Source organism: Allobosea sp. Root670 (assembly GCF_001429415.1).
In the GTDB taxonomy this organism is placed as follows: Bacteria; Pseudomonadota; Alphaproteobacteria; order Rhizobiales; family Beijerinckiaceae; genus Allobosea; species Allobosea robiniae.
The window spans coordinates 857,511-878,915 of the sequence record NZ_LMJU01000001.1 but is presented as its reverse complement, the minus strand read 5'-3'; the positions used below and the strand labels follow the sequence as shown (position 1 = coordinate 878,915).

Sequence of the window (21,405 nt, the reverse complement as noted above, 5' to 3'; positions counted from 1 at the left end):
GCCTCGCCCGTTCGGGCGTGTCTGGATGTGATCTAATGCAAGCCTGCCTCGTGCCGCGCCTGCGCGCAACGTCGCTGCGTCAATTCTTCCCGTCGAGCGCTGCCTTCAATGCGCGCAAATCCCGCCAGGCGAGCCGCTTCTGCAGCGGCTGCCGCAACAGATAGGCCGGGTGCAGCGTCGCGATTGCCGGGATGCGCCGCGCCCCGGTGTCGTATTCCACCCATTTGCCGCGCGAGCGCAGGATCCCGGTGAACCCGAGCAGCCCTTGCGCGGAGGGGCCACCGACGCAGACCAGGATGTCGGGATCGGCGAGCTCAATCTGGCGCTGGATGAAAGGCAGGCAGATTGCCACTTCCTGCGGCGTCGGCGTGCGGTTCCCCGGCGGTCGCCAGGGCAGCATGTTGGCGATATAGACGTCGTCCTTCCGGCTCAGACCGATCGCGGCCAGCATGCGGTCGAGCAACTGCCCGGAGCGCCCGACGAAGGGCAGGCCGATGCGGTCCTCGTCGGCACCGGGTGCTTCGCCGACCATCATCACCCGGCCCTGCGGATTGCCGTCGGCGAAGACCAGGTTCTTGGCGGTGGCCTTCAGCACGCAGCCTTCGAAACCGGCCAGTGCGGCCTTCAGCTCATCGAGCGTGCGCGCTTCGCGAGCGAGCGCCTTGGCGCTGACCGTGGCGTCGTCCGGTGCCGTTGCCGCAGCCGCCATCGGCCGTGCCGGCGCGGCAGGGCGGCCGGGTAGCGGGCGCAGGCGCGGCTGCCCGTCGCCGCGCTCGCCGGCAGGAGCCGGGTCGGCAAAATGGTTGCGCGGCGCTTCGTCGAGCGCCTCGGTCACGCCCATCTCGGCGTACCAGCTCAAAAGCTCGTAAGGATCGGGCGCGTCGGGGCTGACTGCATCGGACAGGCTCATCGCTGCATCCTATACCTTGCAAACCCTCTCTGCGAGCCGACGCAGTTGCAAAATGGAACGCACGCTTGGATAGAGGGGTTCCAGACTGGACGAAAGCCGGCATTGAACGACCCGGTGAAATAGTTCATATATAAACTATCATGCGGCGCGGCTGCTGAGGCGGAGGGCAGGATGGATCTCAAGGAAGCGCAGAGCGAACCGCGCGAGAGCATGGACTATGACGTGGTCATCGTCGGTGCCGGCCCTGCGGGTCTGGCGGCTGCGATCCGGCTGAAGCAGCTCGATGAGTCCATCTCGGTCGTGGTGGTCGAGAAGGGCGCCGAGGTCGGCGCCCATATCCTCTCCGGTGCCGTCATCGATCCCATCGGCCTCGACCGGCTCGTGCCGGACTGGCGCGACGATCCCGATCGCCCGCTGACCACCGAGGTCAAGGAAGACATCTTCTATTTCCTGACCGAGCCGAACGGTATCCGTCTGCCGAATTTCGGCATGCCCTCGCTGATGAACAACCACGGCAATTTCGTCGGCTCGCTCGGGCTCGTCGCGAAGTTCCTGGGCGCGCGGGCCGAGGCACTCGGCGTCGAGATCTATCCGGGCTTCGCCGCCGCCGAGCTGCTCTTCAACGAGGATGGCTCGGTCGCCGGCATCGCCACCGGCGATATGGGCATCGCCAAGGACGGAACGGTTTCTGACCGCTTCACCCGAGGCATGGAGCTGCGCGGCCGCTACACGCTGCTGGGCGAGGGCGCGCGCGGCTCGCTCTCCAAGATCGCGATCAAGCGATTTGCATTGGATGAAGGCCGCGAGCCCCAGAAATACGGCATCGGCCTGAAGGAACTCTGGCAGGTCAAGCCGGAGAAGTTCCACAAGGGCCGCGTCCAGCACTCCTTCGGCTGGCCGCTCGACAACAGCACCGGCGGCGGCTCCTTCCTCTACCATTTCGACGACAATCTGGTTTCTGTCGGCTTCGTCGTCCATCTCAACTACCAGAACCCGACGCTCTCGCCCTTCGACGAGTTCCAGCGCTTCAAGACCCATCCGCTGATCCGCGACACCTTCGAGGGCGCCAAGCGCATCGCCTATGGCTCGCGTGCCATCACCGAGGGCGGCTGGCAGTCGGTGCCGAAGCTGACCTTCCCGGGCGGCGCGCTGATCGGCTGCTCCGCGGGCTTCGTCAACGTGCCCCGCATCAAGGGCAGCCACAACGCCATCCTGTCGGGCATGCTGGCGGCGGAGAAGCTGGTGCCGGCGCTCCAGGCCGGCCGCCAGCATGACGAGGTCGCCGAGATCGAGACGAGCTGGCGCGACAGCGCCATCGGCAAGGACCTGAAGCGCGTCCGCAACGTCAAGCCGCTCTGGTCCAAGTTCGGCACCTTGCTCGGCATCGGGCTCGGCGGCATCGACATGTGGCTGAACCAGCTTTTCGGCTGGTCGCCCTTCGGCACGATGAAGCACGGCAAGCCGGATTTCGCGACGTTGAAGCCGCTGGCCGAGGTCACGCCGATCACTTATCCGAAGCCGGACGGCAAGATCTCCTTCGACAAGCTCTCCTCGGTCTTCCTCTCCTCGACCAATCACGAGGAAGACCAGCCGGCGCATCTCAAGCTGGCGGATCCATCGGTTCCGATCACGCAGAACCTGCCGCTCTATGGCGAGCCGGCCAGGCTCTATTGCCCGGCGGGCGTCTATGAGGTCGTCTACGAGAACGCCGAGACCAAGGCCAATCCGCGCTTCGTGATCAACGCGCAGAACTGCGTCCACTGCAAGACCTGCGACATCAAGGACCCCGCCCAGAACATCACCTGGACGGTCCCGGAAGGCGGCGGCGGGCCGGGCTACGCGAATATGTGATCGCGGGGCGATTCGCTGTCCGATGAATCAAAAAGGGCGCGCCGGCCGGCGCGCCCTTTGTCGTAAGGCCAGGAGGCCGGTCAGCCCTTGCGGACGATCTTGGCGACCGGCTTGGTCTCGTCCTTGGCGCAGCCAGCGACGAAGCCGCCGAGGAGTGCGACGGCGGCAATGCTCAGAATGATCTTCTTCATTGGAACAGTCCCAGTGGAATCGCTGCGAAAGCTGCAGACGGACAAGCTATAGGCCCGATATCCCTGCGTGATGATCGCCGTTTTCGGCTTTCGGCCGCTTGGTCAGGCAGATTTCCGGGAGTGTTGCGCGGCTGCTACGAAAGAGCCGCATTCGGGAGGGGGCCGGCTTGCCCGTCCGCCCGGAAACCGCCATCTTGGCAGCCTACGCGAAGCGATCACGGTCCGCTGGAAGAGTGCGCCCCGAGATGGTGAGGCTGCGGACCGAGGGAGAATGGCAGTCGTGACATTATTGAAGAAGGTGCGTGCCTCCGGCACGGCTGCTGCGTTGTCGCTTTTGATGTTCCTGCCAGCCGTGGCCGCTGCCCAGGGCGCAACGCAGCCGCGTACGGCTGACGCGCTCGAGCCGGGCGACAGTCTGGAAGGCAACTACCTCGCCGCGATCGTCGCCGGCGCATCCCGCGATCTCGGTGCGGCCTCCGTCTATCTGCGCGAGGCGATCAAGGAAGACCCGCAGAACAACGACCTGACCGAGCGCGCCTTCGTCGCCTTCCTGGCCGACGGTGCCATGCCGGATGCCTTCCGGGCGGCCGACAAATTGATCCAGCAGGACCCGAGCAATGGCCTCGCCCAGCTCGTCATCGGCATCCGCTCGATCAAGCAGAAGAGCTACCGGACGGCGCGCAATCATCTCCAGCGCGGGGGCAGGGGGCGCGCGGCCGACATCACCGCGACGCTGCTCACAGCCTGGTCCTATCTCGGCTCCGGCAATTCCCGCCGGGCGATCGAGACGCTGGAGCGCCTGAAGGGCGAGGCGTCCTACAATCTTTTCCGCGACTATCATGCCGGGCTCATTCTCGACGCCGCCGGCCGCAAGGGCGAGGCTGAAAAGCGGCTGAAATCCGCCTATGACGCCGAGAAGACCACGCTCCGGCTGGTCGATCTCTGGGCGCGCTTCCAGGCCCGCAACGGCGATTTCAACGGTGCGGCCGAAACCTATGCCGCCTTCGACCGCCTGCTGCCGAATCATCCGATCATCCGCGAGGGTATGGCGCTCGTCGGCAAGAAGGATGCGCCGCCGCGTCAGATCACGACGCCGCAGCAGGGCGCGGCCGAGGTGCTCTATGGCCTCGCCAGCGCCGGCAACCGCCAGGGCGACGAAGCCGCCGCGCTGCTCTACCTGCGCATGGCGATCTATCTCGACCCCGGCCACGACCTCGCGATCCTGACGCTCGGCGACATTCTCGAGCGCGCCCGCCAGCCGGAGGATGCCGTCGCCGTCTACGACAAGATGCCGGCCTCTTCGCCGCTGCGCCCGAATGCCGAGATCCAGGCCGGCCTGGCCCTGGAAAATCTTGGCAAGCCCGAAGAGGCGGTGAAGCATCTCGACAAGGTCATTGCCGAGCGGCCGGACGATGTCGACGCGCTCTCGGCGCTCGGCAACATCTATCGCTCGCGCAAGAAATTCGCGGAAGCCGCGGCGGCCTATGACAAGGCCATCGACAAGCTCGCCTCGCCCGGCCGCGCCAACTGGGATCTGTTCTATTTCCGCGGCATCGCCCGCGAGCGCATCAACCGCTGGCCCGAGGCCGAGGCCGATCTGCGCAAGGCGCTCGAACTCCTGCCCGATCCGCTCGGCCGCGAGCGGGCGCTGGTGCTGAACTATCTCGGCTATTCTCTGGTCGACAAGCATCTCAAGCTCGACGAGGCGCTCGACATGCTGCGCCGCGCCGTCGAGCTCCGCCCGCGCGACGGCTACATCATCGATTCGCTCGGGTGGGCCTATTATCGCCTCGGCCGCTATGACGATGCCTCGCGCGAGATCGAGCGCGCCGCGGAACTGCGCCCGTCCGATCCGGTCATCAACGATCATCTCGGCGACGTCTACTGGCGCACTGGCCGCCAGCTCGAGGCGAAGTTCCAGTGGAACCACGCCCGCGACCTCAAGCCCGAGCCTGAAGACCTGGAGAAGATCCTGCGCAAGATCGAGCGCGGGATGGAGGATCCTTCGGCCAATGCCGTCGAGGAGACCAAGAAGGACGGCGGCTGACGCTTCCGCGTCGCCGGCCTGACGCTGTGGCCCCACCGCTGACGACGCGCGCCCGCGCCAAGGTCAATCTCGACCTGCTCGTGCTCGGCCGGCGCGCCGACGGCTATCACGAGCTTGAAAGCCTCGTCGCTTTCGCCGGCGTCGGCGACACGCTGTCGCTCGAACCCGGCGCTGACCTCTCTCTGACGCTCGCAGGTCCTCGGTCTGAAGGACTCGCGGCCGATGACGGCAATCTCGTCCTGCGCGCTGCCCGCTCGCTTGCAGCGGCACGCCCCGGCCTGCGCCTGGGACGCTTCCATCTCGTCAAGCGCCTGCCGGTTGCCTCGGGAATCGGGGGCGGCTCGGCCGATGCGGCTGCGGCGCTGCGCCTGCTCGCGCGCCTGAACGGCATCACTCCGGGCGATCCGATCTTGCGCGAAGTCGCCACGCAGGTCGGAGCCGACGTATCGGTCTGTCTCGATTCGCGCGCGCGGCTGATGGCCGGCATCGGCGAAAAGCTTGGTCCGGTGCTCAGGCTGCCGCCGCTCTTCGCCGTGCTGGTCAATCCCGGCGTTGGGGTCGAGACGGTGGGCGTATTCCGGGCGCTTGGTCTCAAGGCGGGTGAGGCGGTGTCGGAAGCGCGCGCGCAGAATCTTGCGGGTCCGGCATCGGCTGCGGATCTGCTGGGCTACCTGGCGACCACGAGCAATGATCTCGCAGCACCGGCGCAGCGGGGGGCGCCGGTGATCGGCGAGGCCTTGGATCGGCTCGCGGCGTTGCCCGGTTGCCGGCTGGCGCGCATGTCCGGCTCGGGCGCGACCTGCTTCGCGCTGTTCGACGATTGCGCATCGAGCGCTGCCGCTGCCAAGGCGTTGCAGCGCGAGCGGCCGGGCTGGTGGGTCAAGCCGACGCTGCTGAGCTAAAGCGGTGGGACCGTTCCACCGTCATTGCGCTCCTCGCAGTGACGGCGGTGCGTCAGCTCAATGCGCCCGCGCCACGCAGAAATCGACGGCGGCGTTGAGCGCCTGCTTCATCGGCGAGGCCGGGAACAGTCCGAGCGCGTCCTTTGCCATGCGCGCATAATGCTCGGCGCGGGCGATCGTGTCGTCGAGCGCCTTGTGCCGGCGCATGATCGCCTGCGCTTCCTCCAGATCGTCGTCGCGGATCTCGCCGTCCTGCAGCGTGCGCTTCCAGAAGGCGCGCTCGGCCTCGTCGCCGCGGCGGAAGGAGAGCACGACGGGCAGGGTGATCTTGCCCTCGCGGAAATCGTCGCCGGTGTTCTTGCCGAGCTTGGCGGCGACGCCGCCATAGTCGAGCGCGTCGTCGATCAGCTGGAAGGCGATGCCGAGATTGAGGCCGTAGCTGCGGCAGGCGGCGGCATCGGCCTTGGGGGAGCCGGCGATCACCGGCCCGACCTCGCAGGCGGCCGCGAAGAGCTCGGCCGTCTTGCCGCGGATCACCGCGAGATACTCGTCCTCGGTCGTTTCCGTGTTCTTGGCGACGGAGAGCTGGAGAACCTCGCCCTCCGCGATCACGGAGGCGGCGGTGGAGAGAATGTCGAGCGCCCTGAGCGAGCCGACCTCGACCATCATCTTGAAGGCCTGGCCGAGCAGGAAATCGCCAACCAGCACGCTCGCCTCGTTGCCCCAGAGCATGCGAGCGGCGAGCTTGCCGCGGCGCATGTCGCTCTCGTCGACGACGTCGTCGTGGAGCAGCGTGGCCGTGTGCATGAACTCGACGGAGGCCGCGAGCTTGACGTGGCCATCGCCGGCATAGCCGCAGAGGTCGGCCATCGCGAGTGTCAGCATCGGCCGCAGCCGTTTGCCACCCGACGAGATCAGGTGGTTGGCGACCTCCGGGATCATCGTCACGTCGGAGCCGGTGCGCGACAGGATCATCGCGTTGACGCGGGCCATGTCCTCGCGCGTCAGCGCGACCAGCGGCTCGATGCTGGCCTGATTCGATTCCCGTTCCTCGAGGGAGACGACGACACCCACTGGAGACACTCCGGAGTCAGATACCCGCGCCGGGCGGCGCGCTTGTGCCATGCCACAACCGTCGCATGGGACGCCAGCCCCTGCAAACCGGCGTGACGCCGCACCTTTGCGTGAACGGGGCCTGAAAGCCGACGGCTCTTGCACAAACCCGGGCGCTTGGGCTCCATGGAGCCATGCACGAACTCCTGCGCACCAACGACCTTATCCTGCTCGGCGCCGTCGAGGCCCTGCTGGCTTCGGCCAATCTCGACTGCCTGATCGCAGATCAGCATATCAGTTCGCTCGAGGGCATGATCGGGGCCTTCCCCCGTCGCCTGCTGGTGCGCGATGCCGATCGCTGGCGTGCGCGGGCTTTGCTGGTCGAGGCCGGCTACGGATCAGAATTGCGTGATGAGTGAGATCGAACCAGGCGCGGCACTGGGCGAGATCGTCGAGGATCGTTTGCTCGATGGCCGGCTGAGACTACTCCAGCCGCGCAAGGGCCACCGCGCCGGCAGCGATGCGGTCCTGCTCGCAGCGGCGCTGCCGGACCTGGGCGGCGGCGCGTTGCTGGATATCGGGGCCGGCGTCGGCACGGTTGGCCTCGCCGCGGCGCTGGCCCAGCCGGAGTTGCAGGTCACGCTGCTGGAGCGCGATCCGGAGCTTGCCGCGCTGGCCGCGCGCAATGCCGGACTCAACGACATGGCGGGTCGCGTGACGGCGATCGCCGGAGATGTCACGGCACGGGCCGGGATCCTCTCCGAGCTAGGTCTGGCACCCGCCTCCTTCGACGCGGTCGCGATGAACCCGCCCTTCTATCCCCCGGGCGGCAGCCGGGCCTCGCCTGTCCCGAACCGCAAGGCCGCCCATGTCGCCGAAGGAGCGCTCGCGCCCTGGCTGCGGACGGCCCGGCGCCTGCTCCGGCCGAGTGGATATCTCGCGCTTATTCATCGGGTCGAGGCGCTGCCCGAAGTTCTGGCCGGCCTCGAAACCGGCTTCGGCGCGGTCGCGGTCCGCCCGGTCCATGCCTTTGCCGACAAGCCCGCGATCCGCATCATCGTCACGGCCGTGCTGAACAGCAGAAAGCCGGCAGCGTTGCTGCCGGCTTTCGTGATCAATGGCGCTGATGGCAGGCTGACACCCTTGAGCGATGCGGTCCATCGCGGCCGTGGGCGCCTTACGCCCGATTACCAGTAATAGCGCGGCCCGTAGAACCGCCGCGGAGCATAATAGGCCGGCGGGCCATAGAAACGCGGCGGGCCGTAATAGCGCCGCGGCCCGTAATAGCGGGGGCCGTAATAGCGCGGCCGGCCGTAATAGCGGCGCGGACCGTAATAATACTGCGCCTGCTGCACCATGCCTTCGCTCGAGACCGAGGGCGCGGCCGCAATCGGGGCTGCCGCAATCGGGGCGGCAGAAGCAGGGGTAGCGGCGATGCCGGCTACGCCCAGCGCGCCAGCGGTCGCCATGGTGACGATCAGTGTCCGAAACATGAAAACCTCCATGAGATGGCGCCGGCAGTCCCTGCCGTCGGATGAAAACGCCGTCCTTGCGTTGAATATTAGGGCCTCGAACCTGAACGGCACGGAATCGCGTCGTTCAGCTTGCCTTCAGCCAACAGCCACATTGCGGCCATTCTTGGGAGCCGCTCAGCGGCAGATGCGCACCGGGCGAACCACCCAGCGCCAGCCGTTCCAGACGCGGCGGTCGGACCAGAAGCAGCGTGGGCGCCGGTATCGGCGCAGGCCGTAATACTGGGCCTGCTCGACGAGGCTTTGCCCGGCTTGCGCCGATTGACCGGCCGCGGCAGCGACAGGCGCGGCCGCAACCGGGGAGGCGGTGAGAGCAACTCCGCCCATAAAACCCGCCAGCGCGGCAGCAAGAAGCGTTGTCCGGAACATCCCTGGCCTCCATCGCGCCGCCGGCCCAGGCGGGGCCAACCCGTCATCCCCGAGGCGGATGGCGGGCTGTGTTGCACGGACGGCGCGAAACCGCGCCGTCCGCCCGTCTTCAGATATGTGCGTCCGCCTCAGCGGCGGCAGACGCGTACGGCCCGCCTGATCCAGCGATGGCCGTTCCAGATACGGCGGGACTCGGTCCAGCAGCGCGGACGGTAATGGCGGCGCGGGCCGTAATGCGGGCGGCCGCGATGCCAGGCCTGCTGGACGAGACCGGTTTCGGCGCCGGAAGCCAGCGCCGTGCCGGCGGAAATCGGCGCCGCCGAGGCCGGGGCGGTGCTCATGGCGGCACCGAGCAAGGTCGCAGCGCCGAAAGCGGCGGCAATGATGCGGGTTGTCAACATGGGCTTACTCCTTGGTTATGCAGCCGCCGGCCCGTCATCAAATGCTCGCCCCGAACATCGCGAGCCGTGCGGTTGGGATTGTCGATATCAGACCCGATATGAACGAAACCTGTCCGCTTTCGGTTCCGGCTCATGCTTGACCATGACTGGCCCGAACCCTAATCACCGCACCATTCCCTTGTTATCGGAAGGTTGCTGGCACTTGTCCGCCCCCGCGCCACTCTCGCACTCCACCATCCCGGCTTCTTCCCCGGCGATGGATCCGACCCGCTCCTTCCAGGGGCTGCTGCTGACGTTGCAGCGCTTCTGGGCCGAGCGAGGTTGCGTGGTGCTGCAGCCCTACGACATGGAGGTCGGTGCCGGCACCTTCCACCCGGCGACGACCTTGCGCGCGCTCGGGCCGAAGCCGTGGCGGGCGGCCTATGTCCAGCCTTCGCGCCGCCCCAAGGACGGCCGCTACGGCGAGAACCCCAACCGCCTCCAGCATTACTATCAGTTCCAGGTCATCCTGAAGCCGTCGCCGCCGGATCTCCAGCAGCTCTACCTCGACTCGCTCAAGGCGATCGGCGTCGATCTCGGCCTGCATGACGTCCGCTTCGTCGAGGACGACTGGGAGAGCCCGACCTTGGGCGCCTGGGGCCTCGGCTGGGAATGCTGGTGCGACGGCATGGAAGTCAGCCAGTTCACTTACTTTCAGCAGGTCGCGGGCGTGGAATGCGCGCCCGTCGCGGGCGAACTGACCTATGGGCTCGAACGCCTGGCGATGTATGTCCAGGGCGTCGAGAACGTCTACGATCTCAACTTCAACGGTCTCGATGGCGAGGACCGCATCTCCTATGGCGACGTCTTCCTGCAGGCCGAGCAGGAATACTCCCGGCATAATTTCGAGCATGCCAATACCGAGATGCTGTTCCGGCACTTCACCGATGCCGAGACCGAGTGCAAGGCCCTGCTCGCCGCCGGCGAACCGGCCGCTGGCGCCAACCAGCCCCGCCACGAACTCGCCCTGCCGGCCTATGACCAGTGCATCAAGGCCAGCCACATCTTCAACCTGCTCGATGCGCGCGGCGTGATCTCGGTCACCGAGCGGCAGAGCTACATCCTGCGCGTGCGCGAGCTCTCCAAGGCCTGCGGTGCGGCCTGGCTGAAGACCGCCGGCGGGGGAGCCATCTGATGCCCGATCTTCTGCTTGAACTGTTTTCGGAAGAGATTCCCGCGCGCATGCAGCGCAAGGCTGCCGATGATCTGAAGAAACTCGTCACCGATGCGCTGGTCGAGCGCGGCCTCGTCTATGAGGGCGCGAAGGCCTTCGCGACGCCGCGCCGGCTCGCGCTGCACATTGCCGGCCTCCCCGTTCGTGGCCGCGATGTCCGCGAGGAGCGCAAGGGTCCGCGCGTCGGCGCGCCCGATGCCGCCGTGCAGGGCTTCCTCAAGGCAGCGGGCCTGAATTCGCTCGACCAGGCGACGATCGTCAGCGATCCGAAGAAGGGCGACTCCTATGTCGCCATCATCGAGAAGCCCGGCCAGGAAACCGTCGCGGCCATCGCCGAGATCGTCCCTGCGATGATCCGGTCCTTCCCCTGGCCGAAATCGATGCGCTGGGGCAAGGCCTCGGCCGCTGGCGCGAGCCTGCGCTGGGTGCGCCCGCTGCATTCGATCCTCTGCACGTTCGGCGCCGAGACCGAAGACACCGAGATCGTGCCCTTCGAAGTCGACGGCATCGTCTCCGGCAACGTGACCTATGGTCATCGTTTCCACGCGCCTGCACCCATCACGGTGAAGCGCCTGGAGGACTATGTCGCCTCGCTGGAGAAGGCGAAAGTCGTGCTCGATGCCGACCGCCGCAAGGAGATCATCCTCACAGACGCCCGCAACCTCGCCTTCGCGCAGGGTCTCGACCTCGTCGAGGACGAGGGCTTGCTGGAGGAGGTCGCCGGCCTCGTCGAATGGCCGGTCGTGCTGATGGGCTCCTTCGAGGAACGCTTCCTCGACATTCCCGGCGAGGCGATCCGCGCCACGATCCGCGCCAACCAGAAATGCTTCGTGCTGCGCGATCCCGCGACGGGCGCGCTTGCCAATCGCTTCATCCTGGTCTCGAACCTCGTCGCCAGCGATGGTGGCGTGGCGATCACCGCCGGCAATGGCCGCGTGGTTCGTGCGCGCCTCTCGGACGCTGCCTATTTCTGGCAGACCGATCGCGGCTCGCTCCCGGACCTCGACACCTTCAAGGACAGCGCTGAAAAGCTCGGGCTCGATCTCGCCAAGCCGCTCGACCAGCGCATGGCCAAGCTCGACAAGCTCGGCGTCGTCTTCCACGCCAAGCTCGGCACGCAGGGCGAGCGCGTCCAGCGCATCGCGGCGCTGGCGCGGGAATTGGCCCCGATCGTCGGGGCAGATCCCGACAAGGCCGAGCGGGCCGCCAAGCTCGCCAAGGCCGACCTGCCGACCGAGATGGTCGGCGAGTTCCCGGAACTGCAGGGCCTGATGGGCCGGAAATACGCGGAATTGCAGGGCGAGGATGTTTCCGTCGCTGCGGCCGTCGAGGAGCATTATAAGCCGCTCGGGCCGTCGGATCGCGTGCCGTCTGATCCGGTCTCGGTCGCCGTGGCACTGGCCGACAAGCTCGACACGCTCGTCGGCTTCTGGGCCATCGACGAGAAGCCGACCGGCAGTAAGGACCCCTATGCGCTGCGGAGAGCGGCGTTGGGTGTGATCCGGTTGGTGGTCGAGAACCGGGTCAAGCTTGGATTAATTGAGCGTCTTATGTTCGCTTATCGTCCAATCGGGCTATATCTTGACCTTAATGGCCTTCAGGGGCGCGATTACACGCTGGAATTGCAAGAAATCCTCTATGATAAGCTCTTCAAAGGCGGAGAGGACGATGAGGAAGAATTTTACAAAGATCTGGCTGTTGGGTGGGATCGGCATTTTGTTCACCGAGCTGTTGCGTTCATCTCGGAAGAGGTTTCAGCCGACCTCCTCTCCTTCTTCCACGACCGCCTGAAGGTCATGCTCCGCGACCAGGGCGCGCGGCATGATCTCGTCGACGCCGTGCTGGGCGAAGGCGCTTCGGGGAACGACGACCTTCTCCTCATCACCCGCCGTGTCGCCGCGCTCGGCCGTTTCCTCGACACCGAGGACGGCAAGAACCTGCTCGCGGGCTACAAGCGCGCCGCCAATATCCTCAAGGCCGAGGAGAAGAAGGACGGGGAGGGCGCCTTCGCTGCGGCGCCTGAATTGCAATTAATTGCAGAGGCTGGCCTGATCGAGGAGAAGGCGTTGGCCGTAGCCCTCGCGCAGGCGACGCCGAAGGCCGAGGCCGCCGTCGCAGCCGAGGATTACGAGGGCGCCATGGCCGCGCTCGCCGAAATCCGCCCGGCGGTCGATGCCTTCTTCGACAAGGTCACGGTCAACGATCCCGATCCGGCCCTGCGCGCCAACCGCCTGAAGCTGCTCAACCAGCTCCGCCAGGCTACCCGCGCGGTCGCGGATTTCGATCGCATCGCCGGCTGAGCCGGGCGCAGGAACTGCGGAAAACCCCTCTCCCACCCGGGAGAGGGGTTTGCTGTTTGCGGCTCTCGCGTTCCTTCGAAAGCCCCTTTCGCCGGCAAACCCGCCTCTGGAACCAATCCCCGCCCTGCGACGTTCTCTCGCCGGGGCTGACAAGCCGCGAATGCGTCGCGGCTGGGCTCCGGGGGGCCGGCTACCGGCCGAGATAAAGGGCTGCAAGCATGTCCATTCTGATTTCGCTGCTGATCACCGTTCTCGTCATCGGCCTCGTGCTCTATCTCGTGCGGATGCTGCCGCTCGACGGGCAGATCAAGAACGTCGTGCAGATCATCGTCATCGTGATCGGCATCATCTCGCTGCTGCGCTATCTCGCTGTTTTCTAAGGCGATTGACGGCGCCACCGCGCTGGTTCAGACTTCATGAGGTCCAGAAGGCCCCGGACGATCCCGTCCCGGGGCCTTCTTCCGTTTTCAGGGCGTGACCGCGATGAATGCGCCGAACCGCAACGGCCATATCAGGCTGACTTCCCATCCCGAGCCGGGCGGGGCTGCCACGCGCTTCCCGATCAAGTGGGGAGCACCGACCGCCACCGAGCGTGGGCCCATCATCGCCTCGACCACCAATCCGGCCGACCGCAACGTCATCGGCGCCCATGGCGGCTCCTATTCGGTCTATCGGGCGCTCGCGATCTCGGCCCGCGCCATGAACCCGCAGCAGCGCCCGGACCTGACCAACACCTATCCGACGGCGGAAATCCTGCCCCAGCCGCAATGGGCCGACCCGAAGAGGATCGTCTCGCTCGATCCCTTCGGCCACACGGTCGCGCAGGATTTCGGCAAGCTGATCGGCGAGGGCATCGATATCCGCCCGTCGATCGCGATCACCAAGGCCAGGCTCAACCTGCCCGAGATCCTCGCCGCGATGGGCGCCCATCGCCTCGCTGCGGACGGGCATATCCTGCACGCCTCCGGCGATATCAGCGTCACCAAGATCGCGGTCGATCCGGTCTGGTACCTGCCGGGCATCGCCGAACGGTTCGGCACCACCGAGAGCGAATTGCGCCGCACACTCTTCGAGCAGACCGGCGGCATGTATCCCGAGCTCGTCACGCGGCCGGACCTCAAGGTCTTCCTGCCGCCGATCGGCTCGATCACGGCTTACGTCATGGGCGAGGCCTCGCGGCTCGCCGATCCGAAGGCGCGCATCGCCTGCCGCGTCCATGACGAGTGCAACGGCTCGGACGTGTTCGGCTCGGACATCTGCACCTGCCGGCCCTATCTCACGCATGGCATCGAGGAATGCGTGAAGGAGGCCCAGAGCGGCGGCGTCGGCCTGATCGTCTACAACCGCAAGGAGGGGCGGGCGCTCGGCGAGGTCACGAAATTCCTCGTCTACAACGCCCGCAAGCGCCAGGAGGGCGGCGATTCCGCCGCGACCTATTTCGAGCGTACCGAATGCGTCGCAGGCGTGCAGGATGCCCGCTTCCAGCAACTCATGCCGGATGTGCTGCACTGGCTCGGCGTCACCCATATCGACCGGCTGATGTCGATGTCGAACATGAAATACGACGCCATGGTCGAGAGCGGCATCACCATCGGCGAGCGCGTCGCGATCCCGCCCGAGCTGGTCCCGCCCGACGCCTCCGTCGAGATCGAGGCCAAGAAGGCGGCGGGATACTACTCGCCTGAAGGCGCGCCCGGCGACAACACCCTCAAGTCGACAGTCGGCCGCGACCTCGACAAGTTCTGATTCCGCCACGCCAACCGAGTTGACGATGCCCGATCGCGATCCCGAGGCGTTCCGCGCCCTGTTGAAACCCGCTGCCGTGCGCGAGCGCGCGCAGGAGATGCTGGAGCTCGGCCTCGCCGGCCAGCTTCTTCATTTCAGCGTCCATCCGGATCGGCTCGAAACCTGCGCGGATTATGTGCTGGAGACGATCCGCGCGAATTACCCGACGCTCGACATCCCCTTCCATGCGCGCTGGCGCCATTTCACTGTCGATGGTGAGGATCGCTGGCAGAAGCTCGACCGAGAGGCGAACTTCGCAAACCATGCCGCGCGCGGCCGCGCCGCCTATGATCTCGCCGTCGTCAGTGTCCTGCTCGATGCCGGCGCCGGCCCGGACTGGCGCTATCGCGATGCCGCGACGGGCCGCGAGATCGGCCGCTCCGAGGGGCTGGCGCTCGCCTCGCTCGACATGTTCGCCGCAGGGCTGTTCTCCAGCGATCCAGCCGATCCCTTGCGGGCCGATGCGGCCGGGCTGAAGCGCCTCGATGCGGCCGCGCTGGCGCACGGCTTCCAGGCTGGGCCAGGCAATCCGCTGCTGGCGCTCGAAGGCCGCGCGGCGCTGCTCAACCGCCTCGGCGAGGAGTTGGAACGGCAGGGTCTGTCGCGGCCGGGCGCGCTGTTCGATCGCTTCGCCAAGGCTGCCGATACCGGGACGCTGCGAGCCCCGCATATGCTGGGCGAGGTGCTCGGCACTTTCGGCGGCATCTGGCCGTCGCGGCTGACGGTCGCTGGCGTCGCGCTCGGCGACACCTGGCGCCATCCCCTGATCGGGCCGGGAAAGCCGACGGCGGGGCTCGTGCCTTTCCACAAGCTCTCGCAATGGCTGACCTATTCGCTGATCGAGCCGTTGCAATGGGCCGGCATCGCCGTGGTCGACATCGACGAGATGACCGGCCTGCCGGAGTACCGCAATGGCGGGCTCTTTCTCGACAGCGGCGTCATCGCGCTGAAGCATGAGGCGGACCGGACGAAGGCGCATGAGGTCTCGTCGCCGCTCGTGGTGGAATGGCGGGCGCTGACCGTCGCCCTGCTCGACGAGGTCGCGGGGCTGATCCGCCAGCGTCTCGGGCGCTCGCGCGAAGAACTTCCGCTCGCCAAGGTGCTCGAAGGCGGGACCTGGGCCGCCGGGCGCCGGATCGCGCGCGAAAAGCGTGTGGATGGCGGGCCGCCCTTGACCATCGTCAGCGATGGCACGGTATTTTGAGGGTAAGCCAAGGTCCGAGAGATAGAGGGGTAACCGGCGTATGACTTCGAGCCAGGACGGCGTCACCGTCGTCGACCACCCGCTGGTCCAGCACAAGCTCACGCTGATGCGCGAGAAGGACCGCTCGACCAAGAGCTTCCGCCAGCTCCTCAACGAGATCGGCATGCTGCTCTGCTACGAGGTGACGCGCGACCTGCCGACCGAACTGATCGAGATCGAGACGCCGCTGCAGAAGTCGATGCAGCCGGTCATTGCCGGCAAGAAGCTGGTCTTCGCCCCGATCCTGCGCGCCGGCGTCGGCTTCCTCGACGGCATGCTGGAGCTCGTCCCGGCTGCCCGCGTCGCCCATATCGGGCTCTACCGCGACCCCGACACGCTCCAGGCCGTCGAATATTACTTCAAGGCGCCCTCCGATATCGCCGATCGCATGATCGTGGTGATGGACCCGATGCTGGCGACGGCGAATTCCGCCGTAGCGGCGGTCGAACGCCTGAAGGAGCGCGGCGCCCGGGATCTGCGCTTCATGTGTTTGCTGGCTGCGCCGGAGGGCATCGCGCGCCTGCGCGGCGCCCATCCCGATGTCCGGATCTGGACGGCGGCCATCGACGAGCGGCTCAACGACCACGGCTATATCGTCCCCGGTCTGGGAGATGCCGGCGACCGCATGTTCGGCACGCGCTGAGCCTGTCCGACACGAAGCGGCCCGCCCCGTTTCCGGAGCGGGCCTGGCCTGAAGGACAGACGGCCTGGGGTTGAAACCGCCCGCCTTTCGGGTCGTGAGCGGTGTTATTCGATGATCTGCACGATGCGGCGCGTCTGCGGCTCGACGATCACCGTGCGGTCGTTCACGACCGTGTAGCGATAGTTCGAGGCGTTCGGCGCATAGTCGGCCGGCAGCTGGTGGTAGACGACGCCCTGCTGCGGCAGCACCGTGCCGACCGCGACCGGCTCGGCATAGGTGTAGGAGGGGACGCGCTGCTCCACCACATAGGTGCGGAACTTCGGCTCGGCCGCATCACCGATGATCGCGCCGACCACGGCGCCGCCGACACCGCCGACCACCGCACCGACCGGGCCACCGACAACGGCGCCGCCGACTGCGCCGGTCGCGGCCCCGCTGGTCGCACCGCCGACCGCGCCGCCCGAGGGCTGGCTCTGGGCAAAGGCAACCGCCGGGGTGATGGTCAGGGCGGCAACAAGAGCAAGTTTCTTGAACATGGTATGTCTCCTTTCGAAGCGAACCTTCGGCGAGGACAACCGCAACGTGCTCGATCAGTTCCCGGAAAGCGGGTCACGAGATGTTAACGTTCGGCAACCGGAAGCAGAAAGAGCTTCAGGAACAGAGGCTTGCCTGGTCATGACAAAGGCGTGCTCCGGCGCCCGAGGGACGCTGCCGGGCCTGAAACGCAAACGGCGGGCCCGAAGGCCCGCCGCATGATCATTGGCGTCTCGCGTCGGTTTACTGCTTCGATGCGGCCGAGAGGGCCGGCGTCAGCTTGTCGGCGTCGCGCTTGATCAGGGCGGCGAAACCGGCCGGCGTCCGCTCCTCGGCGGTCGGCAGCACGGCGCCGAGGTCGAGCAGGCGCTTCTTGGTGCCTTCGTCGTTGAGGGCCTTGTCGAGCGCATCGACCAGCTTGTCCACGGCCTCCTTCGGCATGCCCTTCGGGCCGGCGATGCCGTTCCAGGCCTCGATCTGGTAGTCGGGCAGGCCGGCTTCCTTGGTGGTGGGCACGTCGGGCAGCGCCGGCGAGCGCTGGGCCGAGGCGATGGCATAGGCCTTGATGGTGCCGGCCTTGACCTGCTCGGAGACCGAGACGATCTGGTCGCACATGAAGTCGATCTGGCCGGAGACGAGGTCGTTCAGCGCCGGGCCGGTGCCGCGATAGGCGACGGCGTTGATCTTCGGCGTGCCGAGAATGCCCTTGAGCAGGGTGCAGGTCGTCCAGGAGACCGAGCCGAGGCCGGCATGGGCTTCGTTGAACTTGTCCGGGTTGGCCTTGACGGCGGCGACGAAGGCCTTGAGGTCGGGCGCTTCGAGATTCTTGCGCGCCACGATCAGGATCGGCGTGCCGCCGGCGAGCCCGATCGTCTGCATGCCGTTGATCGGGTCGTATTTCAGGCCGGGATAGGTGGCGGGGGCCGCCGAGAAGGTGCCCAGATGCCCCATCGCGATGGTGTAGCCGTCCGGTGCTGCGGTGACGGCGCGGGTGATGCCGGTCGTGCCGCCGGCGCCGGCGACGTTCTCGATCACGATCTGCTGGCCGAGCGTCTTCGACATGTGGTCGGCGACGACGCGGGCGATGATGTCGGTCGGGCCGCCGGCCGCGAAGGGCACGATCATGGTGATCGGCTTCGTCGGGTAGCCCTGCGCCTGCGCGGTACCGGCGAAAGCCAGCGTGGCGGCGGCGGCAAGGCCGAGAGCGAGCTTCTTCATGCGTATTCCTCCCTGGAGATTGCGTGAAATGAAACTGGAGGCGGGCCGCCGGGGCGGCAACCCCGTCATTCGGTGAAGACCTCGTCGCGCTTCTTCGAGATCGCGGGCAGGAGCGCGATGGCGAGCACGATCGCGGCGACGATGAGCAGCCCCAGCGAGATCGGCCGGTTCTGATAGTCGATGAAGGTGTAGAACGAGCCGCGCGAGATGATCAGCGCCTGCCGGAGCTTCTCCTCCATCAGCTTGCCCAGCACGAAGCCGAGCAGCATCGGTGCCGGCTCGAAGCCGAGCTTGATCAGCGCGTAGCCGAACAGACCGAACAACGCCGTGAAGGCGACGTCGGCCGGCTGGTTGTTCACCGAGTAGATGCCGATGCAGCAGAAGATCAGGATCGCCGGGAACATCAGCCGATAGGGCACCTGCAGCAGCTTCACCCAGAGGCCGACCAGCGGCAGGTTGATGACGAGCAGCATCAGGTTGCCGATCCACATCGAGGCGATCATGCCCCAGAACAACTCCGGGTTCTTGGTCATGACCTGCGGGCCGGGAATGATGCCGTGAATCGTCATCGCGCCGACCATCAGCGCCATCACCGCATTCGGCGGGATGCCGAGCGTGAGCAACGGGATGAAGGCGGTCTGCGCGCCGGCGTTGTTGGCCGATTCCGGCCCCGCCACGCCCTCGATCGCGCCCTTGCCGAAGCGGGACGGGTCGTCGGCGATCTTCTTTTCGACCGTGTAGCTGGCGAAGGGGCCGAGCACCGCGCCATTGCCCGGCAGGATGCCGAGGATGGCGCCGATGCCGGTGCCGCGCAGCACCGGATTGATCGATTGCTTGATGTCGCTCCAGTTCGGCAGCAGTCGGCCGATCTTGGCGCGGACGACGTCGCGCGCCTCGGGGGTTTCGAGGTTGCGCAGCACTTCCGCGAAACCGAAGACGCCCATGCCGAGCACGGCGACGTCGATTCCGTCCGAGAGCGAGGCGATGCCGAAGGTCAGGCGCTCCTGCCCGGTCTCGAGGTCGGTGCCGACCGTCGACAGGAGCAGGCCGAGCGCAATCATGCAGAACGCCTTCAGGATCGAACCGCGTGCCAGAACCACGGCAAAGCACAGGCCCATCACCATCAGCGAGAAATATTCGGCAGGCCCGAACAGCAGCGCCAGCCGCGTCAGCGGCGCGCCGAGCGCTGCAATGACCATGGTGGCGACGGTGCCGGCGAAGAAGGAGCCGAGGGCGGCCGTGCCGAGCGCGATGCCGGCCCGGCCCTGCTTGGCCATCTGGTGGCCGTCGAGCGTGGTGACCACGGCGGTCGCTTCGCCGGGAATGTTCACGAGGATCGCCGTGGTCGATCCGCCATATTGCGCGCCGTAATAGATGCCCGCGAGCATGATCAGCGCGCCGGTCGGGTCGAGGCCGAAGGTGATCGGCAGCAGCATGGCGATGGTCGCGGTCGGGCCGACGCCGGGCAGCACCCCGATCAACGTCCCGACAAGGCAGCCGGTGAAGCAGAGCAGGATATTCTGGAACGTGAAGGCGACGCCGAAACCGACCGCCAGATGAGACATCATTTCAGCCATGGCGTCAGATTCCAAGCAGCCAGGGGGCGAGGGGAATTGGCAGTCCCAGCCCGTATTTGAACAGCAGCGCGCAGCCGAACGTCATCACGGCCGCGAAGATCACCAGCTCCTTCAGGCTGCGGTCGCTCGCCGCCATGCCCGAGAACAGCACGACCAGCGGCCCGGCGATGACGAGGCCGAGCGAAGGCACATGGATCGGCCCGAGATCGAAACCGCGGATCGCCAGCGCGAAAAGGACGGTCCCGCCGAGGACGTGAACGACGGCGCGCCACGACCAGGGCGTCAGGGCCTCGCCGTGAAAGCGCAGCGAACTCAGCGCCAGAACCACGCCCAGCGCGCCGCAGATCGTGGCGATGGATTTCGGCAGCATGCCCGCCCCGATCTGCCGCAGGCTGCCCATGGGCAGGTCCCAGGCCATGATCACGGCCACGCCGGCGAACACGATCATGAACACCCCTGCCCACAGGTCCTGCGTCGATCTCACGCGCAGACCCTGCGCCCGCTCTATCTGGTTCAAACTCATGAGGCTCCTCCGATTGGCGACCCGGTGCGGGCGGTTCGTTTCTGCGGTTTCGGTGCCACGAAGGGCAGGACGTGGCGTTCGTCGAGCAGCGTCACGCTTTCCCTGAGGATCGCGAGGAAGTCGTCGCGGGAGGGCAGCTTCTGCTGCGGGCGCCAGGAGACGCCGACAAGCGCGCCCGGCGGCGGCGGATCGAGCAGCGCGCCGCGCAGGCGCCGCATCGTCACGCCGGGGAAGGACAGGCGCGAGACCCAGTCAGGCGCCAGCGCCATGCCGAGCCCGGCCGCGACCGCCGACATCATCGCCGGCTTCTCGGTCGCCTCGATGGTGACGTTGGGGACCGCGCCGACGCTCTCGAAATAGGCCATCACCAGATCGTAGGCATAGGGCCGGATGCGTTTGGACGGCACCACGAAGGGCTCGCCGACGAGATCGAGCATGGTCAGGTGCTCGCGCGCGGCAAGCGGATGGTTCTCGTTCAGCACCACGATCGGGCGCTCGACCCGCAGGATCTCGAAGGCGCAGTCGGTCGGTTTGCGGGGCGGGCGAGTGAGCGCGAGATCGAGCTTGCCCGCTTCCAGCATCTGGACGAGCGCGGCCGTCATCGCCTCGACGAACTTGATCTCGATGCCGGGGAAGCGGGCGCGGAAGGCCATCAGCGCCTCCGGCACGAAGCTCGACGAGGCCGCGTCGATCGCGCCGACGCGCAGCACCTTGCCCGAAGCGAGCGAGGCCTCGCGCACGGCACGCGAGGCATGCTCCATCTTGACCAGGATCCCCTTGGCTTCCTCGAGCATGATCAGCCCGGCGCGGGTCATCGCGACCTGCCGGGTCGTACGCGTCAGCAGGGCGACGCCGAGTTCGTCTTCGAGGGCGCTGATCTGCCGCGATAGCGCGGGCGGCGCGACGCCGAGCCGCTCGGCTGCCCGGCCGAAGTGCAGCTCTTCCGCCACCGCGATGAAACATCGCAGTTGCCGCACATCCATGAGCCGTCCCCTGTCCCGTGTATCGCTTGCCGCGATATCTCTATCGGTGGCCGTCGCCAATAGCGGTTCCGACCAAGGTGTCGATCCTACAGAAATTCATAATCTTTTGACAACAAAGCCTTTCGGCTGA

Annotated in this window: 21 protein-coding genes; 11 read left to right on the top strand and 10 right to left on the bottom strand. The window is 66.8% G+C overall.

Going from position 1 to position 21,405, the window contains the following annotated elements; all coding sequences use genetic code 11:
- Nucleotides 1-79: 79 nt before the first annotated feature.
- Nucleotides 80-910: a uracil-DNA glycosylase gene (locus ASE61_RS04025; RefSeq protein ID WP_061964819.1), complete on the bottom strand. Its 831-nt coding sequence runs from the start codon at nucleotides 908-910 to the stop codon at nucleotides 80-82.
- A gap of 171 nt (nucleotides 911-1,081) precedes the next feature.
- On the opposite strand from ASE61_RS04025, the gene ASE61_RS04020 reads away from it, so the two are divergent.
- The 3 genes from ASE61_RS04020 to ASE61_RS04010 all read left to right on the top strand — a co-directional run bounded on the left by ASE61_RS04020 (nucleotide 1,082) and on the right by ASE61_RS04010 (nucleotide 5,901).
- Nucleotides 1,082-2,761 (top strand): electron transfer flavoprotein-ubiquinone oxidoreductase, encoded by a 1,680-nt coding sequence (locus tag ASE61_RS04020; protein ID WP_061964817.1) that lies wholly within the window; start codon nucleotides 1,082-1,084, stop codon nucleotides 2,759-2,761.
- Nucleotides 2,762-3,232: 471 nt separating this feature from the next.
- On the top strand, nucleotides 3,233-4,999 hold the full coding sequence (locus ASE61_RS04015; RefSeq protein WP_061965598.1) for a tetratricopeptide repeat protein: 1,767 nt from the start codon (nucleotides 3,233-3,235) through the stop codon (nucleotides 4,997-4,999).
- A gap of 26 nt (nucleotides 5,000-5,025) precedes the next feature.
- Entirely contained in the window at nucleotides 5,026-5,901 is an 876-nt protein-coding gene (locus tag ASE61_RS04010) for a 4-(cytidine 5'-diphospho)-2-C-methyl-D-erythritol kinase (protein ID WP_156406967.1), read from the top strand.
- A 57-nt stretch (nucleotides 5,902-5,958) separates the two neighbouring features.
- Here the strand turns inward: ASE61_RS04010 and ASE61_RS04005 are convergent, their stop codons facing one another.
- Nucleotides 5,959-6,894 (bottom strand): polyprenyl synthetase family protein, encoded by a 936-nt coding sequence (locus ASE61_RS04005; protein ID WP_413813524.1) that lies wholly within the window; start codon nucleotides 6,892-6,894, stop codon nucleotides 5,959-5,961.
- A 254-nt stretch (nucleotides 6,895-7,148) separates the two neighbouring features.
- Between ASE61_RS04005 and ASE61_RS04000 the strand changes: the two genes are divergently transcribed.
- Both ASE61_RS04000 and ASE61_RS03995 read left to right on the top strand, forming a co-directional pair.
- Nucleotides 7,149-7,373: a DUF2007 domain-containing protein gene (locus ASE61_RS04000; RefSeq protein ID WP_061964812.1), complete on the top strand. Its 225-nt coding sequence runs from the start codon at nucleotides 7,149-7,151 to the stop codon at nucleotides 7,371-7,373.
- Complete coding sequence (locus ASE61_RS03995) at nucleotides 7,366-8,151, top strand: tRNA1(Val) (adenine(37)-N6)-methyltransferase (RefSeq protein ID WP_061964810.1); 786 nt, start codon at nucleotides 7,366-7,368, stop codon at nucleotides 8,149-8,151. The genes ASE61_RS04000 and ASE61_RS03995 overlap by 8 nt, the downstream gene beginning before the upstream one ends.
- Here the strand turns inward: ASE61_RS03995 and ASE61_RS03990 are convergent.
- From ASE61_RS03990 to ASE61_RS03980, 3 genes are all read right to left on the bottom strand, one after another.
- Nucleotides 8,142-8,447, bottom strand: a complete 306-nt coding sequence (locus tag ASE61_RS03990) for a hypothetical protein (RefSeq protein WP_082617199.1) — start codon at nucleotides 8,445-8,447, stop codon at nucleotides 8,142-8,144. The genes ASE61_RS03995 and ASE61_RS03990 overlap by 10 nt on opposite strands.
- 156 nt (nucleotides 8,448-8,603) lie before the next feature.
- Complete coding sequence (locus ASE61_RS03985; RefSeq protein ID WP_061964808.1) at nucleotides 8,604-8,855, bottom strand: hypothetical protein; 252 nt, start codon at nucleotides 8,853-8,855, stop codon at nucleotides 8,604-8,606.
- 128 nt (nucleotides 8,856-8,983) lie between these two features.
- Nucleotides 8,984-9,256, bottom strand: coding sequence for a hypothetical protein (locus ASE61_RS03980; protein WP_061964807.1), 273 nt, complete (start codon nucleotides 9,254-9,256; stop codon nucleotides 8,984-8,986).
- 256 nt (nucleotides 9,257-9,512) lie between these two features.
- On the opposite strand from ASE61_RS03980, the gene ASE61_RS03975 reads away from it, so the two are divergent.
- The 6 genes from ASE61_RS03975 to upp all read left to right on the top strand — a co-directional run bounded on the left by ASE61_RS03975 (nucleotide 9,513) and on the right by upp (nucleotide 16,440).
- Nucleotides 9,513-10,430 (top strand): glycine--tRNA ligase subunit alpha, encoded by a 918-nt coding sequence (locus tag ASE61_RS03975; RefSeq protein ID WP_061964804.1) that lies wholly within the window; start codon nucleotides 9,513-9,515, stop codon nucleotides 10,428-10,430.
- The gene (gene glyS, locus ASE61_RS03970) at nucleotides 10,430-12,769 is read left to right on the top strand and encodes a glycine--tRNA ligase subunit beta (RefSeq protein WP_061964802.1); all 2,340 of its coding nucleotides are present in this window, start codon (nucleotides 10,430-10,432) and stop codon (nucleotides 12,767-12,769) included. Before ASE61_RS03975 ends, glyS begins: the two co-directional genes overlap by 1 nt.
- A gap of 218 nt (nucleotides 12,770-12,987) precedes the next feature.
- The gene (locus tag ASE61_RS26860) at nucleotides 12,988-13,149 is read left to right on the top strand and encodes a Thivi_2564 family membrane protein (protein WP_091855869.1); all 162 of its coding nucleotides are present in this window, start codon (nucleotides 12,988-12,990) and stop codon (nucleotides 13,147-13,149) included.
- A gap of 103 nt (nucleotides 13,150-13,252) precedes the next feature.
- Nucleotides 13,253-14,515: a GTP cyclohydrolase II gene (locus ASE61_RS03965; protein ID WP_061965592.1), complete on the top strand. Its 1,263-nt coding sequence runs from the start codon at nucleotides 13,253-13,255 to the stop codon at nucleotides 14,513-14,515.
- Between the two features lie 25 nt (nucleotides 14,516-14,540).
- Nucleotides 14,541-15,758, top strand: coding sequence for a URC4/urg3 family protein (locus ASE61_RS03960; RefSeq protein WP_061964801.1), 1,218 nt, complete (start codon nucleotides 14,541-14,543; stop codon nucleotides 15,756-15,758).
- Nucleotides 15,759-15,798: 40 nt separating this feature from the next.
- On the top strand, nucleotides 15,799-16,440 hold the full coding sequence (upp, locus tag ASE61_RS03955; RefSeq protein WP_061964799.1) for a uracil phosphoribosyltransferase: 642 nt from the start codon (nucleotides 15,799-15,801) through the stop codon (nucleotides 16,438-16,440).
- 104 nt (nucleotides 16,441-16,544) lie between these two features.
- Here upp and ASE61_RS03950 read toward each other — a convergent pair whose 3' ends face one another.
- The 5 genes from ASE61_RS03950 to ASE61_RS03930 all read right to left on the bottom strand — a co-directional run bounded on the left by ASE61_RS03950 (nucleotide 16,545) and on the right by ASE61_RS03930 (nucleotide 21,275).
- Nucleotides 16,545-16,976, bottom strand: coding sequence for a DUF1236 domain-containing protein (locus tag ASE61_RS03950; protein ID WP_061964797.1), 432 nt, complete (start codon nucleotides 16,974-16,976; stop codon nucleotides 16,545-16,547).
- 241 nt (nucleotides 16,977-17,217) lie between these two features.
- A complete protein-coding gene (locus tag ASE61_RS03945) occupies nucleotides 17,218-18,192 on the bottom strand; it encodes a tripartite tricarboxylate transporter substrate-binding protein (protein WP_061964795.1) in 975 nt (324 codons plus the stop codon).
- A gap of 65 nt (nucleotides 18,193-18,257) precedes the next feature.
- Nucleotides 18,258-19,769: a tripartite tricarboxylate transporter permease gene (locus ASE61_RS03940; RefSeq protein ID WP_061964793.1), complete on the bottom strand. Its 1,512-nt coding sequence runs from the start codon at nucleotides 19,767-19,769 to the stop codon at nucleotides 18,258-18,260.
- 4 nt (nucleotides 19,770-19,773) lie between these two features.
- Complete coding sequence (locus ASE61_RS03935; protein ID WP_082617066.1) at nucleotides 19,774-20,292, bottom strand: tripartite tricarboxylate transporter TctB family protein; 519 nt, start codon at nucleotides 20,290-20,292, stop codon at nucleotides 19,774-19,776.
- Nucleotides 20,289-21,275, bottom strand: a complete 987-nt coding sequence (locus ASE61_RS03930) for a LysR family transcriptional regulator (protein WP_061964789.1) — start codon at nucleotides 21,273-21,275, stop codon at nucleotides 20,289-20,291. The genes ASE61_RS03935 and ASE61_RS03930 overlap by 4 nt, the downstream gene beginning before the upstream one ends.
- Between the last annotated feature and the right edge of the window lie 130 nt (nucleotides 21,276-21,405).

Excerpts from the sequence above, each read along its gene's own strand:
- ASE61_RS03945 (WP_061964795.1), bottom strand. The coding sequence starts at position 18,192 with ATGAAGAAGCTCGCTCTCGGCCTTGCCGCCGCCGCCACGCTGGCTTTC.
- ASE61_RS03930 (WP_061964789.1), bottom strand. The coding sequence starts at position 21,275 with ATGGATGTGCGGCAACTGCGATGTTTCATCGCGGTGGCGGAAGAGCTG.
- ASE61_RS03935 (WP_082617066.1), bottom strand. The coding sequence starts at position 20,292 with ATGAGTTTGAACCAGATAGAGCGGGCGCAGGGTCTGCGCGTGAGATCG.
- upp (WP_061964799.1), top strand. The coding sequence starts at position 15,799 with ATGACTTCGAGCCAGGACGGCGTCACCGTCGTCGACCACCCGCTGGTC.
- ASE61_RS03990 (WP_082617199.1), bottom strand. The coding sequence starts at position 8,447 with ATGTTTCGGACACTGATCGTCACCATGGCGACCGCTGGCGCGCTGGGC.
- ASE61_RS04020 (WP_061964817.1), top strand. The coding sequence starts at position 1,082 with ATGGATCTCAAGGAAGCGCAGAGCGAACCGCGCGAGAGCATGGACTAT.
- ASE61_RS03965 (WP_061965592.1), top strand. The coding sequence starts at position 13,253 with ATGAATGCGCCGAACCGCAACGGCCATATCAGGCTGACTTCCCATCCC.
- ASE61_RS03960 (WP_061964801.1), top strand. The coding sequence starts at position 14,541 with ATGCCCGATCGCGATCCCGAGGCGTTCCGCGCCCTGTTGAAACCCGCT.
- glyS (WP_061964802.1), top strand. The coding sequence starts at position 10,430 with ATGCCCGATCTTCTGCTTGAACTGTTTTCGGAAGAGATTCCCGCGCGC.
- ASE61_RS04025 (WP_061964819.1), bottom strand. The coding sequence starts at position 910 with ATGAGCCTGTCCGATGCAGTCAGCCCCGACGCGCCCGATCCTTACGAG.
- ASE61_RS04005 (WP_413813524.1), bottom strand. The coding sequence starts at position 6,894 with ATGGCCCGCGTCAACGCGATGATCCTGTCGCGCACCGGCTCCGACGTG.
- ASE61_RS03995 (WP_061964810.1), top strand. The coding sequence starts at position 7,366 with ATGAGTGAGATCGAACCAGGCGCGGCACTGGGCGAGATCGTCGAGGAT.
- ASE61_RS04000 (WP_061964812.1), top strand. The coding sequence starts at position 7,149 with ATGCACGAACTCCTGCGCACCAACGACCTTATCCTGCTCGGCGCCGTC.
- ASE61_RS03950 (WP_061964797.1), bottom strand. The coding sequence starts at position 16,976 with ATGTTCAAGAAACTTGCTCTTGTTGCCGCCCTGACCATCACCCCGGCG.
- ASE61_RS26860 (WP_091855869.1), top strand. The coding sequence starts at position 12,988 with ATGTCCATTCTGATTTCGCTGCTGATCACCGTTCTCGTCATCGGCCTC.
- ASE61_RS03985 (WP_061964808.1), bottom strand. The coding sequence starts at position 8,855 with ATGTTCCGGACAACGCTTCTTGCTGCCGCGCTGGCGGGTTTTATGGGC.
- ASE61_RS03940 (WP_061964793.1), bottom strand. The coding sequence starts at position 19,769 with ATGGCTGAAATGATGTCTCATCTGGCGGTCGGTTTCGGCGTCGCCTTC.
- ASE61_RS03975 (WP_061964804.1), top strand. The coding sequence starts at position 9,513 with ATGGATCCGACCCGCTCCTTCCAGGGGCTGCTGCTGACGTTGCAGCGC.
- ASE61_RS03980 (WP_061964807.1), bottom strand. The coding sequence starts at position 9,256 with ATGTTGACAACCCGCATCATTGCCGCCGCTTTCGGCGCTGCGACCTTG.